The 16,453-nt window shown below is 60.8% G+C and carries 13 protein-coding genes and 1 tRNA gene; 7 read left to right on the top strand and 7 right to left on the bottom strand.

Going from position 1 to position 16,453, the window contains the following annotated elements; all coding sequences use genetic code 11:
* Positions 1-12: 12 nt before the first annotated feature.
* The 3 genes from hldE to D7I37_RS03690 form a co-directional block, all read right to left on the bottom strand.
* Positions 13-1,443, bottom strand: coding sequence for a bifunctional D-glycero-beta-D-manno-heptose-7-phosphate kinase/D-glycero-beta-D-manno-heptose 1-phosphate adenylyltransferase HldE (gene hldE, locus D7I37_RS03680; RefSeq protein ID WP_061797212.1), 1,431 nt, complete (start codon positions 1,441-1,443; stop codon positions 13-15).
* 76 nt (positions 1,444-1,519) lie between these two features.
* On the bottom strand, positions 1,520-4,357 hold the full coding sequence (gene glnE / locus D7I37_RS03685; RefSeq protein WP_129543325.1) for a bifunctional [glutamate--ammonia ligase]-adenylyl-L-tyrosine phosphorylase/[glutamate--ammonia-ligase] adenylyltransferase: 2,838 nt from the start codon (positions 4,355-4,357) through the stop codon (positions 1,520-1,522).
* Between the two features lie 46 nt (positions 4,358-4,403).
* The gene (locus D7I37_RS03690) at positions 4,404-5,711 is read right to left on the bottom strand and encodes an inorganic triphosphatase (protein WP_129543326.1); all 1,308 of its coding nucleotides are present in this window, start codon (positions 5,709-5,711) and stop codon (positions 4,404-4,406) included.
* Positions 5,712-5,989: 278 nt separating this feature from the next.
* Here D7I37_RS03690 and D7I37_RS03695 point away from each other — a divergent pair, with 278 nt between their 5' ends.
* Positions 5,990-6,610, top strand: a complete 621-nt coding sequence (locus D7I37_RS03695; RefSeq protein ID WP_061797205.1) for a TIGR04211 family SH3 domain-containing protein — start codon at positions 5,990-5,992, stop codon at positions 6,608-6,610.
* 122 nt (positions 6,611-6,732) lie between these two features.
* Positions 6,733-7,977 (top strand): multifunctional CCA addition/repair protein, encoded by a 1,245-nt coding sequence (locus tag D7I37_RS03700; RefSeq protein WP_061797203.1) that lies wholly within the window; start codon positions 6,733-6,735, stop codon positions 7,975-7,977.
* A gap of 40 nt (positions 7,978-8,017) precedes the next feature.
* On the opposite strand, the gene bacA is transcribed toward D7I37_RS03700, so the two are convergent.
* Together bacA and folB are read right to left on the bottom strand one after the other, a co-directional pair.
* Positions 8,018-8,842, bottom strand: a complete 825-nt coding sequence (gene bacA, locus D7I37_RS03705) for an undecaprenyl-diphosphate phosphatase (RefSeq protein WP_061797201.1) — start codon at positions 8,840-8,842, stop codon at positions 8,018-8,020.
* A 132-nt stretch (positions 8,843-8,974) separates the two neighbouring features.
* Positions 8,975-9,334: a bifunctional dihydroneopterin aldolase/7,8-dihydroneopterin epimerase gene (gene folB / locus D7I37_RS03710; protein WP_061797199.1), complete on the bottom strand. Its 360-nt coding sequence runs from the start codon at positions 9,332-9,334 to the stop codon at positions 8,975-8,977.
* A gap of 107 nt (positions 9,335-9,441) precedes the next feature.
* Between folB and plsY the strand changes: the two genes are divergently transcribed.
* On the top strand, positions 9,442-10,080 hold the full coding sequence (plsY, locus tag D7I37_RS03715) for a glycerol-3-phosphate 1-O-acyltransferase PlsY (RefSeq protein WP_061797197.1): 639 nt from the start codon (positions 9,442-9,444) through the stop codon (positions 10,078-10,080).
* 88 nt (positions 10,081-10,168) lie between these two features.
* Here the strand turns inward: plsY and tsaD are convergent, their stop codons facing one another.
* On the bottom strand, positions 10,169-11,182 hold the full coding sequence (tsaD, locus tag D7I37_RS03720; RefSeq protein ID WP_061797195.1) for a tRNA (adenosine(37)-N6)-threonylcarbamoyltransferase complex transferase subunit TsaD: 1,014 nt from the start codon (positions 11,180-11,182) through the stop codon (positions 10,169-10,171).
* A gap of 325 nt (positions 11,183-11,507) precedes the next feature.
* Between tsaD and rpsU the strand changes: the two genes are divergently transcribed.
* The 3 genes from rpsU to rpoD all read left to right on the top strand — a co-directional run bounded on the left by rpsU (position 11,508) and on the right by rpoD (position 15,604).
* A complete protein-coding gene (gene rpsU, locus D7I37_RS03725) occupies positions 11,508-11,723 on the top strand; it encodes a 30S ribosomal protein S21 (RefSeq protein WP_001144069.1) in 216 nt (71 codons plus the stop codon).
* A gap of 136 nt (positions 11,724-11,859) precedes the next feature.
* On the top strand, positions 11,860-13,608 hold the full coding sequence (dnaG, locus tag D7I37_RS03730; protein WP_061797193.1) for a DNA primase: 1,749 nt from the start codon (positions 11,860-11,862) through the stop codon (positions 13,606-13,608).
* 157 nt (positions 13,609-13,765) lie between these two features.
* Complete coding sequence (gene rpoD / locus D7I37_RS03735; protein ID WP_061797192.1) at positions 13,766-15,604, top strand: RNA polymerase sigma factor RpoD; 1,839 nt, start codon at positions 13,766-13,768, stop codon at positions 15,602-15,604.
* Between the two features lie 73 nt (positions 15,605-15,677).
* On the opposite strand, the gene mug is transcribed toward rpoD, so the two are convergent.
* The gene (gene mug / locus D7I37_RS03740; protein ID WP_095099329.1) at positions 15,678-16,166 is read right to left on the bottom strand and encodes a G/U mismatch-specific DNA glycosylase; all 489 of its coding nucleotides are present in this window, start codon (positions 16,164-16,166) and stop codon (positions 15,678-15,680) included.
* A 148-nt stretch (positions 16,167-16,314) separates the two neighbouring features.
* Between mug and D7I37_RS03745 the strand changes: the two genes are divergently transcribed.
* Positions 16,315-16,390 (top strand) — tRNA-Ile (locus D7I37_RS03745).
* The last annotated feature ends 63 nt before the right edge of the window (positions 16,391-16,453 follow it).

The following is a 16,453-nucleotide window of genomic DNA, read 5'->3' on the forward strand; positions in this document are numbered from 1 at the left end:
TTTTAGCGGGCGTTAACCGCGCCCGTCTTTGATTGCCTTGATGATATTGGTGGTCGACAGGCCATCTTCAAAGTTCAACACTTTGACCTCGCCGCCGTTGGCCCACACTTCCTTGCTGCCGGCGATGTCTTCCGGCTTGTAATCACCGCCCTTCACCAGCAGGTCCGGCAGGACGTCGGCGATCAGGCGCTGCGGCGTGTCTTCTTCGAACGGCACCACCCAATCCACCGCTTCCAGCGCGCCCAGCACGATCATGCGGTTTTCCAGCGCGTTGACCGGGCGGGTTTCGCCCTTCAGGCGCTTGGTGGAGGCATCGCTGTTGACCGCCACGATCAGCCGATCGCCCAGCTTGCGGGCATTGGCCAGATAGGACACGTGGCCGGCGTGCAGGATGTCGAAGATGCCGTTGGTCATCACCACTTTTTCACCGCGCTGGCGCGCCTGCGCCACGGCGTTTTTCAGCTGGGCTTCGTTCATTACGCCAAAGCCGGTTTCGGCGCGGCCGCGCACCGCGTTTTCCAGTTCGATCGGCGAAACGGTCGACGTCCCCAGCTTGCCCACCACCACGCCGGCGGCGGCGTTGGCCAGGAAACAGGACTCTTCCAGGCTGTTGCCGGCGGCCAGGGCGGCGGCCAGCACGCCGATCACGGTATCGCCGGCGCCGGTCACGTCAAACACTTCCTGCGCCTGCGTCGGCAGGTGCAGCGGCGCCATGCCCGGCTGCAGCAGCGTCATGCCGTGCTCGGAACGGGTCACCAGCAGCGCGGACAGCTCAAAATCCGCCACCAGCTTCATGCCGCGTTCGACCAGTTCGGCCTCATCCTTGCAGTGGCCTACCACCGCCTCGAATTCGGACAGGTTCGGCGTCAGCAGCGTAGCGCCGCGATAGCGTTCAAAATCAGAGCCTTTCGGATCGATCAGCACCGGCACCTTGGCGGCGCGCGCCAGTTGGATCATGCCCTGTACCTGGCTCAGCGCGCCCTTGGCGTAGTCGGAAAGCACCAGCGCGCCAATCTGCGGCAGCGCCTGCTGGATGCGCTCAAACATCGGCTGCGGGTCGACGTTGGAGAAACCTTCTTCGAAGTCCAGACGGATCAGCTGCTGGTTGCGCGACAGCACGCGCAGCTTGGTGATGGTCGGATGGGTCGGCACCGAAACGAAGTCGCAGCGCACGTTGACTTCGTTCAGCTTGGCGCTCAGCGCCCGCGCCGCATCGTCGATGCCGGTCAGACCCACCAGGCGGGAATTGGCGCCCAGTGCGGCAATGTTCATCGCCACGTTAGCCGCGCCGCCGGGACGCTCTTCGATGGTATCGACCTTGACCACCGGCACCGGGGCTTCCGGTGAAATACGGCTGGTCGGCCCATACCAATAGCGATCCAACATGACGTCGCCTACCACCAGTACACCGGCGCGGCGAAAATCAGGCAGCGTAACTTTCATCCGATAACTCCAAAAAAGAACAAAATTTTAGTGGCGCAGATATTACCACAGACCTCCGGAATACCTGCAAAACGTATTAGCCCAGCCATTTGCTCCAGCTGGCGCGCACCTGCTCGCGTTCGGCGGCGAACAGCCCGCCGCCGACCTTGCCGGAATGCTCCTGCAGCGCCAGGTGGTGGATCGCGTCGCGCATGGTGACGTAGGCCTGGGTCAGCGCGCGCGCTTCTTCTTCCGGCATGATGTCGTAGTTGGCCATCAGCTCGAAGATGCGCACGTTATCCGACCAGCGCGTCAGGCGCGGTTCGGCGCTCGCATAGCCTAAGACCAGATATTGGGCGATAAATTCGATATCGGTGATACCGCCTTCATCGGCTTTGATATCAAACAGATCGCGTTGCTTGCTGCCCAGGTGGCTGCGCATCTTCTCGCGCATCTCGCGCACTTCGCGCCGCAGCGTTTCCGGCTCGCGCGCTTTGCACAGGATCTCGCGGCGAATGGCGTCAAACTGCTGATGCAGCGCCGGGTCGCCGTGTACGATGCGCGCGCGCACCAGGGCCTGGTGCTCCCAGGTCCAGGCTTCGTTCTGCTGATAATCGGCAAACGCCTCCACGGTGCTGACCAGCATGCCGGCGGCGCCGGAAGGCCGCAGGCGAGCGTCCACTTCGTACAGAATGCCGGACGAGGTGCGGGTGCTGAACAGGTGCATCACCCGTTGCGCCAGGCGCAGATAGAACTGGCGGCCGTCGATGCAGCGCTCGCCGTCGGTCATCACCTCCGGCGGGCAGTCCAGCAGGAACACCAGATCGAGATCGGAACTGTACCCCAGCTCCCAGCCGCCCAGCTTGCCGTAGCCGATCACCGCAAAACCGCGCCCTTCACGCTCCTGCAGGTGGGTCGGCTGGCCGTAACGGGCCACCATGTCGCCCCAGGCCTGCTGCACCACCGCGTCGATGATCGCCTCCGCCAGATAGGTGAGGTGATCGCTCACTTTCATTACCGGCAGCGCCTCGGCGATATCCGCCGCGGCAATGCGCAACTGCTGCGCCTGCTTGAACTGGCGCAGCGCCTCCAGCTTTTGCTCTTCGTCGTCTTCCGGCACCCGCAGCAGGTACTGACGCAGCTCGCTGCGGTAGGCGTCCGGCGCCACCGGCTGATACAGGGTGGCCGGATCCAGCAGCTCGTCCAGCAGCAGCGGGTAGCGCGACAGCTGGTTGGCGACCATCGGCGAGGCGGCGCACAGGCGGATCAAATGGCTGAGCGCCGCATGGTACTCCACCAGCAGCTCGAGGTAGGTGGTGCGGGTGACGATGCTCAGCAGCAGCTGCGTCAGCCGCAGCAGCGCCGTCGGCGCATCCTGCTGCGGGCACACCTCCGCCAGCAGGCGCGGCATCAGCTGATCGAGCACGTCGCGGCCGCGCGGGCCGATGGTGCGTTTGTCGACGTCGTGACGAAAATCGGCGATGGTGCGCAACATTTGCCGCCGCGCCTCTTCGTCCAGGTGCGGCGTCAGCGGCGCCAGTTCGTTTTCCTCCAGCGCATCCTGCCACAGGCTGTGATAATGCTGGTAATCGGGATCTTCGCCCACGTCGGGGGTATCGTCGCCGATCAGGTCGTTAAACACCGCTCTGACCGCCTGCATATGCGCCTCCAGCGCCGCCAGCAGCGCTGGCCAATCCGCCATCCCCATGCCCTGGGCCAATCGCGCCTGATCCAGCGCGTCCTGCGGCAGCGTCTGGGTCTGCTGATCGGCGATCGCCTGCAGCAGGTTCTCCAGCCGGCGCAGGAACAGATAGCCGGCGCTCAGCGCCTGCACCTGCCCGGCTTCCAGCAGCCCCAGTTCGCCCACCGCCTGCAGCGTCGGCAACAGCGAACGCCCCTGCAGCGCCGGCTCGCGCCCGCCGCGGATCAGTTGGAATACCTGGGTGATGAATTCGATTTCGCGGATGCCGCCGGCGCCCAGCTTGATGTTGTCTTTCAGCCCGCGCCGCCGCACCTCGCGGGCAATCATGCCCTTCATGTTGCGCAGCGACTGGATCACGCTGAAGTCGATATAGCGGCGGAACACGAACGGCCGCAGGGTCTTGCGCAGCTCCTGGCTGTAGGCGTCTTCCGCACCGCCCATCAGCCGCGCCTTCACCATGGCGTAGCGTTCCCAGTCGCGCCCCTGCTCCTGATAATAATCCTCCAGCGCGGCGAAGCTCATCACCAGCGGCCCGCTGTCGCCGAACGGCCGCAGGCGCATATCCACCCGGTAAACGAAACCGTCGATGGTCTGCTGATCCAGCGCCTTGATCAGCCGCTGGCCAAGCCGGGTGAAGAACTGGGCGTTATCCAACTGGCGCCGCCCGCCCTGGGTTTGGCCGTTTTCCGGGTAGGCGAAGATCAGATCGATGTCCGACGAAAAGTTCAGCTCGCCGCCGCCCAGCTTGCCCATGCCGAGGATCAGCAGCGGCTGCGGCGCGCCCTCGGCGTTGCACGGCGTGCCCCACTCGCGGCAGCAGGTCTGGTACAGCCAGTCGCGCGCGCTGACGATCAGCGTTTCAGCCAGCCCGCTCAGCTGCAGCAACGTTTCTTCGGTGGTGCACTGGCCCAGCGCCTGCGCCCAGGCGATGCGCACCAGCGTCTCGCGGCGGAACAGGCGCAATGCGCGCATCAGCCCGGCTTCGTCGCGCACCTCTTCCAGAGAGTCCTGCAGCCAGGCGGCGTAGTGCTGCCACTCGCCGGGCGTCGGCGGCTGCTTGCGCAGCGTCGCCAGCCACTCCGGCTGGCCGAGCAGCGCGTCGCTGACGAAATCGCTCGACGCCAGCACCCATTGTTCCTGTTCGCTGAAGGCGCACTCCGCGCCCCGAACTTCCCGAAAACGCTGCACAACCTGCTGTGCCTGAGCCTGTAACGCTGCTGAGAGTGGCGACATAGTGTATGACCCGTTCTGCGGCCTGCAGCCTGGCAGGCCGGCTCGATTAACGAAGCGCGCCGTTTAACCAGAATGGCGCATGCGATAAGGCCTGCTTGCGGCTGGCTTCATACCAGCCCTGGCGGCGTTCGGCCAACGCCAGCTGCAGCTCGCGCCAGCTGTCGATATATGGCCCGGTCTGTTCGTCGGGGTAGGCCCCGGCCAGCAGGATAAGCGCCGACACCTGACGCGTCAGGCGCGGCAGCTGTTCCTGGTATTCATCGTCGTTCAGCGTGCGGTTGAACGCCTCTTTCAGCTCGGCGGCGCTGCGCCCCAGCATGATGTCGCAAAAACGTTTGAAGGAGCCATCGAGCCTGGCCTGCGCCTTGGCATCGATGAATGGGCGCCAGGCGCCGGTCACCAGCCAAGATGTGAGCGCCAACTTACACTGCAGGTACTCTGCGCTGTAGCACAGCACCTGAGGTTGGGTGGTTTTATCCACCAACAGCGGTTCGAGCGCGGTCAGGCGGGCGCGCAGATCGGCGCTGGCCTTGCGCGGCACCAGGCCGCCGAAGACAACCAGCGCCTGACGGATCAGCGCAATCGCCTCCATCACCGAACGGCGCGCCTGGGCGTCGCCGCGCAGCCACAGCTCTTCGTGGTATTGCCAATGGCTGAGCGCCAGTTCGAAGCTGGCGATCATGCCCTGCTCGACGCTGGATTTGGCCGCCGGTTTCAGCACGCTCAGCGGACGGCGCTCACGCGCGGCATCGCCCTGCGCCAGGTGGTAACCGCGCGCCGCCTTGCTCAAGCTGCCCTGGCGCAGACCGCCGTGCTCGGCCAGCGCATTGGCCAGCGCCAGCAGATCGCCGGTGTTGCCCTGCTGGAGCTCGAGCTCAATCTCGCACAGTGCCTCGCTCAATTCACCCGCGCGCACCTCCCCCTGATCGAGGCCAACCTCAATCTCGCTTTCGCCGTAAGTGACCACCCACTTCTCCCGCGCGAAATCGGTACGGAACAGCGGCTGCAGCGCCTGTTGCAGCGCCGCGAGGTCGCAGCCCTCTGGCCAGATGTCGGCAGGGAACCGTTCCAGCGCCAGCTCCGGCGCGGCGATGGCGACGTTGTACTCCGGCCGCTGATGCAGGCCGCCCACCACCTTGCCGGCGGTTTTGATGGTCATTTCGTAGCTGTCGTCGAACCCGCGAATGCGCAGGCCCATATCCTGACTGCGCAGGAAATTGTCGGCGGTTTCGAAGTAAATGTTGGTCAGCTTCTGCGGCGCGGAATGCTGGTTCGGCCAGGCCGCCAACTGCTGCGGCAATGCGGCGACCGCCTCCGAAGTGGCAATAAATTTCAGTTCTATTTCAACGGTCATAAGTCTTTTACACCAATAGGTTACGCATTCACGTCTGGCGGTGCCGCACGGCCTTGGCCTGCCGCATGCCGCTCGATGACGCACTGTTGCCGTTATCTTACCGCGATTCCCGGCCCCTTAACCCTGCTAACTGCAGAAAAAACCTGTTACGTTATAAAACGCTGCGCAACTCACGGAATCTGCCACAGTAAGATAGTTCTCATTCCGGTTTTAGCGTTGCGTCGTCAGACTGAACGCTCTACTATCGTTCCATAAATTCACACAGAAACGATGAACTAATGCAGAAATTACGCCTGATTTGCCTTGCCGTGCTGAGCTTCAGCATCTCTTGGGGCGCACATGCCGAAGATAAACGCTATATCTCCGATGAATTGAGCACTTATGTCCATAGCGGCCCGGGCAATCAGTACCGCATTGTCGGCACCCTGAACGCCGGTGAAGAAGTCACCCTGTTGAGCGTAAATGACGCGACCCATTACGGCCAGATCCGCGATCCGAAAGGCCGCACCACCTGGATCCCCCTCGATCAGCTGAGCCAAACGCCAAGCCTGCGCACCCGCGTGCCGGAGCTGGAACAGCAGGTGAAAACCCTGACCGACAAACTGGCCAACATCGACAACAGCTGGAACCAGCGCACCGCTGAAATGCAGCAAAAAGTGGCGGGCAGCGACAGCACCATCAGCGGCCTGCAGCAGGAAAATCAGGAGCTGAAAAACCAGCTGGTGGTCGCGCAGAAGAAGGTTAGCGCGGTCAATCTGCAGCTCGACGACAAGCAGCGCACCATTATCCTGCAGTGGTTCATGTACGGCGGCGGCGTGGCCGGCGTCGGCCTGCTGCTGGGTCTGCTGCTGCCGCACCTGATCCCGCGTCGCAAGAACAGCAACCGCTGGATGAACTGATTTCAGTATCGTTCAGTTTGAATTCGGGCGCCTGTGGGCGCCCTTTTTATTGGCGCCGACATCCCGTCGCCAATTCATGTAATCTGATAGACAAAGCCCCAAAACAAATTCAGGAGTTAACAGTGCAGATTTACCTGGTCGGCGGCGCCGTCCGCGACGGCCTGCTCGATATTCCGGTGTTCGACCGCGACTGGGTGGTGGTCGGCGCCACGCCGGCGGAGCTGCTGGCGATGGGTTATCAGCAGGTCGGTAAAGACTTCCCGGTATTCCTCAATCCTGAAACCCATGAGGAATACGCGCTGGCGCGCACCGAACGCAAATCCGGCCAGGGTTACACCGGCTTTACCTGCTACGCCGCGCCGGACGTTACCCTGGAGGAAGACCTGCTGCGGCGCGACCTGACCATCAACGCCATCGCCCGCTCCGCCGAAGGCGAGTTGATCGACCCGTATCAGGGCGTGGCCGATCTGCAGGCGCGGGTGCTGCGCCACGTCTCCGACGCCTTTGGCGAAGATCCTTTGCGCGTGCTGCGCGTGGCGCGCTTCGCCGCCCGCTTCGCCCATCTGGGGTTCAGCATCGCCGGGGAAACCCTGGCGCTGATGCGCCGCATGGCGCACAGCGGCGAGCTGGCGGCGCTGACCGCCGAACGGGTGTGGAAAGAAACCGAGAAGGCGCTGCAAAGCCAAAGCCCGCAGGTGTATTTCCAGGTGCTGCGCGACTGCGGCGCGCTGGCGGTGCTGTTCCCGGAAATCGATGCCCTGTTCGGCGTGCCGGCGCCCGCCAAGTGGCACCCGGAGATCGACACCGGCGTCCACACCCTGATGACGCTGGCGATCGCCGCTCGGCTCAGCCCGGAGGTAGACGTGCGCTTCTCCGCGCTGTGTCACGATCTGGGCAAGGGATTGACGCCGAAAGAGTTTTGGCCGCACCATCACGGCCATGGGCCGGCCGGCGTGCGGCTGGTCGAAGCCCTGTGCCAACGGCTGCGGGTGCCCAACCCGGTGCGCGATCTGGCCAGGCTGGTGGCCGAATATCACGACCTGATCCATACGGTGAACAAGCTGCGGCCGGAAACCCTGCTGAAGCTGTTTGACGCCGTGGACGTGTGGCGCAAACCGCAGCGGCTGGAGCAGATGATCCTGACCAGCGAAGCGGACGCGCGCGGCCGCACCGGCTTCGAGAATAACCCGTATCCGCAGGGCGACTATTTGCGCCAGGCCTATCGGGTGGCCAATGCGGTGTCGATTAAAGAGGTGGTGGCCAGCGGGCTGCAGGGCCTGGCGATCCGCGACGAGCTCAAACGCCGCCGCCAGCAGGCGCTGAGCGACTGGAAGCGCACTCAGGATATTCTGCCCGATCAGGCATAAAAAAACCCCGCGCCGCGGGGTTTTTTATTGGCATCGCCGCTTACATGAAGACCATGTAAACCACGGCGGCGACGATAAAGCGATAGATGGCGAACGGCACGAACGAGATGCGTTTGATCAGCGTCAGGAAGGTCTTGATCGCAATCAGAGCCACCACGAAGGCGGTGGCGAAACCGACGGCGAACATCGGCAAGTCACCCATCGTCAGGAAGTGCAGGCTCTTGTACAGATCCAGGCCGCTGGCGCCGATCATCATCGGCACCGCCAGAATGAAGGAGAACTCGGAGGCCGCGTAACGGTTCACGCCCACCAGCATGCCGCCGGCGATGGTGGAGCCTGAGCGGGAGAAGCCCGGCCACAGCGCCAGACACTGGAAGCAGCCGATCATGAACGCCTGGCGGTAGGTAATGTCATCCAACCCTTCCGCACTCGGTTTTTTCGGCTTCAGCCATTCCGCCGCCAGCAGCAGGAAACCGCCGACCACCAGTGCGTACATCACGTTTTTCGGTGCGAACAGCGACTTGATCACGTCGTGGAACACCAGGCCCAACACCACCGCCGGGATCATCGCCAGCAGAATATGGCCCAGTTTCAAACGGCCCGCGGTCTTGCCTTCGTGCTCCACCGGCTTGCCGCCAAAGTGGATGCCGATCAGGCCGAACAGGCGGCGCCAGAACATCACCACCACCGCCAGAATCGATCCCAGCTGAATGATGACTTCAAAGGTTTTGGCCTTGTCGCCGGTGAAGCCCAGCCACTCGCCGACGATAATCATGTGCCCGGTGGAAGACACCGGCAAGAACTCCGTTAACCCTTCGACCACCCCAAGAACAAACGCGATAAACAGTGAATGCATGTCCGCCATGTGCTTCGATCACCCCATAAATTTACGGCTATAAACATAAAAAAGCGGCAGTGCTAAATACAGTGCCGCTAAAACAATTCTCAGGTTAAGACCAGGTTAACGGCCTTTCGTTGCATGCAGATGACATAAAAATCACGCAGGACGGGTGCCACGCTCAATGATGACGCCGACCCGATTGGCATGTGCTACAGCGCCCGGTTTGCTGACCTTAATACGGACCCAGGGGGAATTGAAGCGCTGGAGCAAAATTTCGGATATTTCCTCCGCCACGCGCTCCACCAGCGCGAAGCGGTTCGGTTCGACGTGCTGGATGATGGCTTCGCTGATGTCGGCGTAACTCAGACAGTCGTCGACGTCGTCGCTGGCGGCGGCGGTACGGTTATCCCAGCCCATTTCGATATCGAACACCAGCTTCTGGCGAATGCTTTGTTCCCAATCATAAACGCCAATGGTGGTAATTACGGTAAGCTCTTCAATAAATACGATATCCATCACGTCATTCTCTGTTTTTGGCCTTGCCGGATACCACTTCCAGCGGAATATGCGTATTATCCATAGATGTTGCGAGTAAAACGACCATTATTAAACGGAACCGCGTTATGAGTGCTACCGCGCTTGGCATGATTATCTTCGCGTATCTGTGTGGCTCAATTTCCAGCGCGATCCTGGTTTGCCGGATCGCCAGGCTGCCCGATCCGCGTGAACATGGCTCAGGGAATCCAGGAGCGACCAACGTCCTGCGCATCGGCGGCCGCCTGGCGGCGGCGGCGGTGCTGGTTTTCGATATCCTGAAAGGAATGCTGCCGGTCTGGCTGGCCTATAAGCTGGAGGTGCCGCCGCTGTATCTGGGCCTGACGGCGATCGCCGCCTGCCTGGGGCATATCTACCCGGTGTTCTTCCACTTCCGCGGCGGCAAGGGCGTGGCGACGGCCTTTGGCGCCATCGCGCCGATCGGCTGGGATCTGACCGGCCTGATGACCGGCACCTGGCTGTTGACGGTGTTGCTCAGCGGCTATTCTTCGCTGGGCGCCATCGTGAGCGCGCTGATCGCCCCGTTCTACGTCTGGTGGTTCAAACCGCAGTTCACCTTCCCGGTGGCGATGCTCTCCTGCCTGATCCTGATGCGGCATCACGATAACATCCAGCGCCTGTGGCGCGGCCAGGAAGGGAAAATCTGGGGCAAGTTCCGCAAGAAGAAGGCCGATGCGGCCGAAGCGGAAGAAAAGAAAGAACCCTAGAAGTAAAAGGCCGGAAATTTCCGGCCTTTTCTTTATCTATCGATCGGTGCGCTGCGCGAGCAGGGAGCCTGGCAAGGCGCCTCTGCGCTTATACCGCAGGCAGCTCCGCCAGCGGCCAGCGCGGCCGCACCGAAACGCTCAGCTCGGGGTTGGCGCCGCTTTGCAGCCGCACCAGGCCGGCGTAGGCGATCATCGCGCCGTTGTCGGTACAGAATTCCGGGCGAGCGTAGAACACCTCCCCGCCGCGTTTTTGCATCATCTCCGCCAGCCTGGCCCGCAGCGTGCGGTTGGCGCTGACGCCGCCCGCCATCACCAGCCGTTTGAAGCCGGTTTGATCCAGTGCGCGCTTGCACTTGATCGCCAGCGTATCCACCACCGCATCTTCGAACGCGCGCGCGATGTCGGCGCGGGTTTGATCGTCGCCGCCGTTGGAACGAATGGTGTTGGCCGCGAAGGTTTTCAGCCCGGAGAAACTGAAATCCAGCCCCGGCCGATCGGTCATCGGCCGCGGGAAGGTGAAACGCCCCGCCACGCCCTGCTGCGCCATCTTCGACAGCATCGGCCCGCCGGGGTAATCCAGCCCGAGCAGCTTGGCGGTTTTGTCGAAAGCTTCACCGGCGGCGTCGTCGATCGATTCGCCCAGCAGCGCATACTCACCGATGCCGGTGACGCTGATCAACTGGGTATGACCGCCGGAAACCAGCAGCGCGACAAACGGGAAGGCCGGCGGGTTGTCTTCCAGCATCGGCGCCAGCAGGTGGCCTTCCATATGGTGCACCGGCACGGCGGGCACGTTCCAGGCGAACGCCAGCGCGCGGCCCACGGTGGCGCCGACCAGCAACGCCCCCACCAGGCCCGGCCCGGCGGTATAGGCCACGCCGTCGATATCGGCCGCGCTCAGGTTGGCTTCCTTCAGCGCCGCCTGAATCAGCGGCACGGTTTTGCGCACGTGATCGCGGGAGGCCAGTTCCGGCACCACGCCGCCGTAGTCGGCATGCAGCTTCACCTGGCTGTATAATTGGTTGGCCAACAAACCGGCTTGATCGTCATACACTGCAATTCCGGTTTCATCGCAGGAGGTTTCTATACCCAGTACTCGCATTACATTTCCCATCATTCACGTGCGGCCGTCAGTTTATCACAATCGGCATCATTTTCCGCCAGCGCCGCGCATCTTGCCGCCACCTCGCCGCTATGTCGATGATTCCTGCGGTAAATGCCGATTTGATTAAAAACGAGCATTTTTTTCTGATTAGTCTATAATCAGCGCCCGATGCAAAATTGCGCACGTTTTACCAGGGCGGCGCAGGTTTCAATTTGCTGTGGTGCTTTACAAAGCAGCATCCGTTGAAGTAAAATTCCGCACCATTTTGAAAAGGCTGGCGCTTGGCCAGCAGCAAACCGAATTTTATTGAGGTGAGAGGCACATGCCGGTAATTAAAGTACGTGAAAACGAGCCATTTGACGTTGCTCTGCGTCGTTTCAAACGCTCTTGCGAGAAAGCAGGCGTTTTAGCTGAAGTTCGTCGTCGTGAGTTCTATGAAAAACCGACTACCGAACGTAAACGCGCTAAAGCTTCCGCTGTGAAACGTCACGCGAAGAAACTGGCTCGCGAAAACGCACGCCGCACTCGTCTGTATTAATTCTTCGGGGGCAACCCCGCCGCGTGAATTTCTGATTTTAAAAATCGCGCAGACCGAGTAGTTGCATACGAAGGCCGTGCTTTCCGAAAGGAATGCGCGGCTTGTTCTCGTTTATAGGCTAGTGAAGTAAGGGCTTATGGCTGGACGAATTCCGCGCGTATTTATCAATGACTTGCTGGCTCGCACCGACATCGTCGATCTGATCGACGCGCGGGTGAAGCTCAAGAAGCAGGGCAAGAACTATCACGCGTGCTGTCCGTTCCACCACGAAAAGACGCCTTCATTTACCGTTAATGGCGACAAGCAGTTTTATCACTGTTTTGGTTGTGGTGCGCACGGCAACGCCGTCGACTTTCTGATGAATTACGACAGGCTCGAGTTTGTCGAAACCATCGAAGAGCTGGCGACCATGCACGGGCTGGAAGTGCCTTACGAGGCAGGCACCGGACCGACCCAAATCGAACGTCATCAGCGGCAGAGCCTGTATCAACTGATGGAACAGCTCAGCGCGTTCTATCAACAGTCACTGCATCAGCCCACCGGCACGCCGGCGCGCAGCTACCTGCAGCAGCGCGGGTTGAGCGACGACGTTATCCGCCATTTCGCCATCGGCTTTGCCCCGGCCGGATGGGATAACGCACTGAAGCGTTTTGGGCGCGACGCCGACTCGCGCCGCGCATTGAACGATGCCGGCATGCTGGTGACTAACGATCAAGGACGCACCTACGATCGTTTCCGCGAGCGCGTGATGTTCCCTATCCGCGATAAGCGCGGGCGGGTGATCGCCTTTGGCGGGCGCGTGCTGGGCGACGGCATGCCGAAGTACCTGAACTCGCCGGAAACCGAAGTATTCCACAAGGGCCGCCAATTGTACGGCCTGTATGAAGCACAGCAGAGCCACCCTAACCTGCAGCGATTGCTGGTGGTGGAAGGCTATATGGACGTGGTGGCGTTGGCGCAATACGGCATCGATTATGCCGTCGCCTCGCTCGGAACCTCGACGACGGCTGAACATATTCAGCTGCTGTTCCGCGCCACCGATAACGTCATCTGCTGTTACGACGGCGACCGCGCCGGCCGTGAAGCGGCCTGGCGCGCGCTGGAGACCGCACTGCCCTACCTGAACGACGGGCGGCAGCTGCGGTTCATGTTTTTGCCCGACGGCGAAGATCCGGACACCCTGGTGCGCAAAGAGGGCAAAGCGGTTTTCGAACAACGGATGGAGCAGGCGCAGCCGCTTTCCACTTTCCTGTTCGAAACGCTGATGCCGCAGGTGGATTTGAGCAGCCCGGACGGGCGCGCCAAGCTGAGCACGCTGGCGCTGCCGCTGATTACTCAGGTGCCGGGCGAAACGTTGCGCTTGTACCTGCGCCAGCAGCTCGGCAGCAAGCTGGGTTTGCTGGACGACAGCCAGCTCGACAAGCTGATGCCCAAGCAGGCTGAAAATGCGAATACCTATCAGGCGCCCCAGCTAAAACGCACAACCATGCGTATACTGATAGGGTTACTGGTGCAAAACCCGCAGTTGGCTACACTTATCCCTTCGCTCGAGGGGCTGGAGCAGACCAAACAGGCGGGGTTGCCGCTGTTCGTTGAACTGGTGCAGACCTGTTTGGCGCAGCCGGGGCTGACCACCGGGCAGTTGCTGGAGCTGTACCGCGACAACAAATTCAGCCAGCAGCTTGAAACCTTGGCGACATGGAACCATATGATCGTTGAGGATATGGTCGAACAGACCTTTTTGGATACGTTAGCCAGCCTGTATGACTCGGTGCTCGAGCAACGGCTGGAAACGCTGATCGCGCAGGCCAGGACGCACGGCCTAAGCCCGGAAGAACGTGAAGAAGTCCGTTCGCTCAACCAGGTTTTAGCGAAGAAAAACTGAATACCAAACGGCTTAAGTGCCGATAAATGCGAGGGCAGAGCCCTGCAATATGCCGCCACAGTGGGCCGCGGCAACAACAAAAACGCCCCAAATGCTATTGTTGGCGGTTTCGCCGACCGACACCAACCCAAATACTCTGAAGTGTGGATACCGTCTTATGGAGCAAAACCCGCAGTCACAGCTTAAACTTCTTGTCCAACGCGGTAAGGAGCAAGGCTATCTGACCTATGCTGAGGTCAATGACCATCTGCCGGAAGATATCGTCGACTCCGATCAGATCGAAGACATCATCCAGATGATTAACGACATGGGCATCCAGGTGATGGAAGAAGCACCGGACGCCGATGACCTGTTGCTCGCTGAAAACTCGAACAGCACCGATGAAGACGCGGAAGAAGCCGCCGCTCAGGTGCTGTCCAGCGTGGAATCTGAAATCGGCCGCACCACCGACCCGGTGCGCATGTACATGCGCGAAATGGGTACCGTTGAACTGCTGACGCGCGAAGGCGAAATCGACATCGCCAAACGCATCGAAGACGGCATCAATCAGGTGCAGTGCTCCGTCGCGGAATACCCGGAAGCCATTACCTACCTGCTGGAGCAGTACGATCGCGTTGAAGCGGGCGAAGCGCGCCTGTCTGACCTGATCACCGGTTTCGTCGATCCGAACGCGGAAGAGGACATCGCCCCTACCGCCACCCACGTCGGTTCTGAACTGTCGACCGAAGAACAGGACGACGACGAAGAAGAAGACGACGACGACGACGACGCTGAAGACGACAACAGCATCGATCCGGAGCTGGCGCGCCAGAAATTCACCGACCTGCGCGATCAGTACGAAGCGACCCGTTTGGTGATCAAAAAGAACGGCCGCAGCCACGCCAGCGCAGCAGAAGAAATCCTGAAGCTGTCTGACGTGTTCAAGCAGTTCCGCCTGGTGCCGAAGCAGTTCGACTTCCTGGTCAACAGCATGCGCACCATGATGGACCGCGTTCGCACCCAGGAACGCATCATCATGAAGCTGTGCGTCGAACAGTGCAAAATGCCGAAGAAAAACTTCGTCACCCTGTTCGCCGGCAACGAAACCAGCGATTCCTGGTTCGAAGCGGCGCTGGCCATGGCCAAGCCATGGTCAGAGAAGCTGAAAGACGTTGCGGAAGACGTGCAGCGCAGCCTGCAGAAACTGCGTCAGATCGAAGAAGAAACCGGCCTGACCATCGAGCAGGTGAAAGACATCAACCGCCGCATGTCGATCGGTGAAGCGAAAGCCCGCCGCGCGAAGAAAGAAATGGTTGAGGCCAACCTGCGTCTGGTTATTTCGATCGCCAAGAAATACACCAACCGCGGCCTGCAGTTCCTGGATCTGATCCAGGAGGGCAACATCGGCCTGATGAAAGCGGTAGACAAGTTTGAATACCGTCGCGGTTATAAGTTCTCGACCTACGCCACCTGGTGGATCCGTCAGGCTATCACCCGCTCCATCGCCGACCAGGCGCGCACCATCCGTATTCCGGTGCATATGATTGAGACCATCAACAAGCTCAACCGTATCTCGCGCCAGATGCTGCAAGAGATGGGCCGCGAGCCGACGCCGGAAGAACTGGCTGAGCGCATGCTGATGCCGGAAGACAAAATCCGCAAAGTGCTGAAGATCGCCAAAGAGCCGATCTCCATGGAAACGCCGATCGGTGATGATGAAGATTCGCATCTGGGCGATTTCATCGAGGACACCACCCTCGAGCTGCCGCTGGATTCCGCCACCTCGGAAAGCCTGCGTTCCGCTACGCACGACGTGCTGGCCGGGCTGACCGCGCGTGAAGCCAAAGTGCTGCGCATGCGTTTCGGCATCGACATGAACACCGACCACACGCTGGAAGAAGTGGGCAAACAGTTCGACGTTACCCGCGAGCGTATTCGTCAGATCGAAGCGAAAGCGTTGCGTAAATTGCGCCACCCTAGCCGTTCTGAAGTGCTGCGCAGCTTCCTGGACGACTAAGTCCGGCCGTCAGCCAACAACAAAAACCCCGGCACGCCGGGGTTTTTTATTGCCTGCTATTAATCGCCGCATCTCACTCCAGAGCCAGAAACAGCTCGCGATAGCTGGCGGTAAGCTGCTCCAGCGTGGCGCGGTTCAATCCGCTGGGGTTAGGCAATACCCAGACCTCGGTTTTTCCCAGCATCATCTCCTGCCTGCCCCAGGGCGCATTTTTCACCCCGAAGGCGCTGCTGAACGCCTGTTTGCCGAGAATGGCCAACGCCCGCGGCTGGTAACGCAGAATTTTTTCCTTCAACGCCTCGCCGCCGCCGCGCAGCTCGTCGCGCGACAGCTCGCTGGCGGCCACCGTTGGGCGCGCCACCAGCGCGGTGATGCCGCAGCCGTCGTCCTGCAGCCGGCGCCACTGCTCAGGCGCCAGCTGGCTGCGGGTAAAGCCGGCCTGATGAACCACCTTCCAGAAGCGGTTGCTGCCGTTGGCGAAGGGATAGCCCTGATGGGCGGAGGAGAGGCCGGGATTGATGCCGCAAAACACCACCCGCAGATGGGGCGCCAGAAGTTCCATGAGTATCGCGAGTCCATTTAAGGGGATTTATAGCGGTTATCGCAAAATCCGCCAGCAATTACAACAGGCTAGAACTGCGCAGAAAAGCAACATACGGGCGGGTAACAGTAGACCTGCGCCGAGGGATTACCGTATAATCTCGCCGCTTGGCCCCTTAGCTCAGTGGTTAGAGCAGGCGACTCATAATCGCTTGGTCGCTGGTTCAAACCCAGCAGGGGCCACCAAATTTTAGTTTTAAAATCATATAATTAAGCCACCTATCAAGGTGGCTTTTTTGTTTGTCACTG

The sequence above is a fragment of the Serratia sp. 1D1416 genome (genome assembly GCF_003641105.1).
In the GTDB taxonomy this organism is placed as follows: Bacteria; Pseudomonadota; Gammaproteobacteria; order Enterobacterales; family Enterobacteriaceae; genus Serratia; species Serratia ficaria.

What these genes read in the sequence shown, in the direction of transcription:
- hldE (WP_061797212.1), bottom strand. Translation starts at nt 1,443, where the DNA reads ATGAAAGTTACGCTGCCTGATTTTCGCCGCGCCGGTGTACTGGTGGTA.
- glnE (WP_129543325.1), bottom strand. Translation starts at nt 4,357, where the DNA reads ATGTCGCCACTCTCAGCAGCGTTACAGGCTCAGGCACAGCAGGTTGTG.
- D7I37_RS03690 (WP_129543326.1), bottom strand. Translation starts at nt 5,711, where the DNA reads ATGACCGTTGAAATAGAACTGAAATTTATTGCCACTTCGGAGGCGGTC.
- D7I37_RS03695 (WP_061797205.1), top strand. Translation starts at nt 5,990, where the DNA reads ATGCAGAAATTACGCCTGATTTGCCTTGCCGTGCTGAGCTTCAGCATC.
- bacA (WP_061797201.1), bottom strand. Translation starts at nt 8,842, where the DNA reads ATGGCGGACATGCATTCACTGTTTATCGCGTTTGTTCTTGGGGTGGTC.
- folB (WP_061797199.1), bottom strand. Translation starts at nt 9,334, where the DNA reads ATGGATATCGTATTTATTGAAGAGCTTACCGTAATTACCACCATTGGC.
- plsY (WP_061797197.1), top strand. Translation starts at nt 9,442, where the DNA reads ATGAGTGCTACCGCGCTTGGCATGATTATCTTCGCGTATCTGTGTGGC.
- tsaD (WP_061797195.1), bottom strand. Translation starts at nt 11,182, where the DNA reads ATGCGAGTACTGGGTATAGAAACCTCCTGCGATGAAACCGGAATTGCA.
- rpsU (WP_001144069.1), top strand. Translation starts at nt 11,508, where the DNA reads ATGCCGGTAATTAAAGTACGTGAAAACGAGCCATTTGACGTTGCTCTG.
- dnaG (WP_061797193.1), top strand. Translation starts at nt 11,860, where the DNA reads ATGGCTGGACGAATTCCGCGCGTATTTATCAATGACTTGCTGGCTCGC.
- rpoD (WP_061797192.1), top strand. Translation starts at nt 13,766, where the DNA reads ATGGAGCAAAACCCGCAGTCACAGCTTAAACTTCTTGTCCAACGCGGT.
- mug (WP_095099329.1), bottom strand. Translation starts at nt 16,166, where the DNA reads ATGGAACTTCTGGCGCCCCATCTGCGGGTGGTGTTTTGCGGCATCAAT.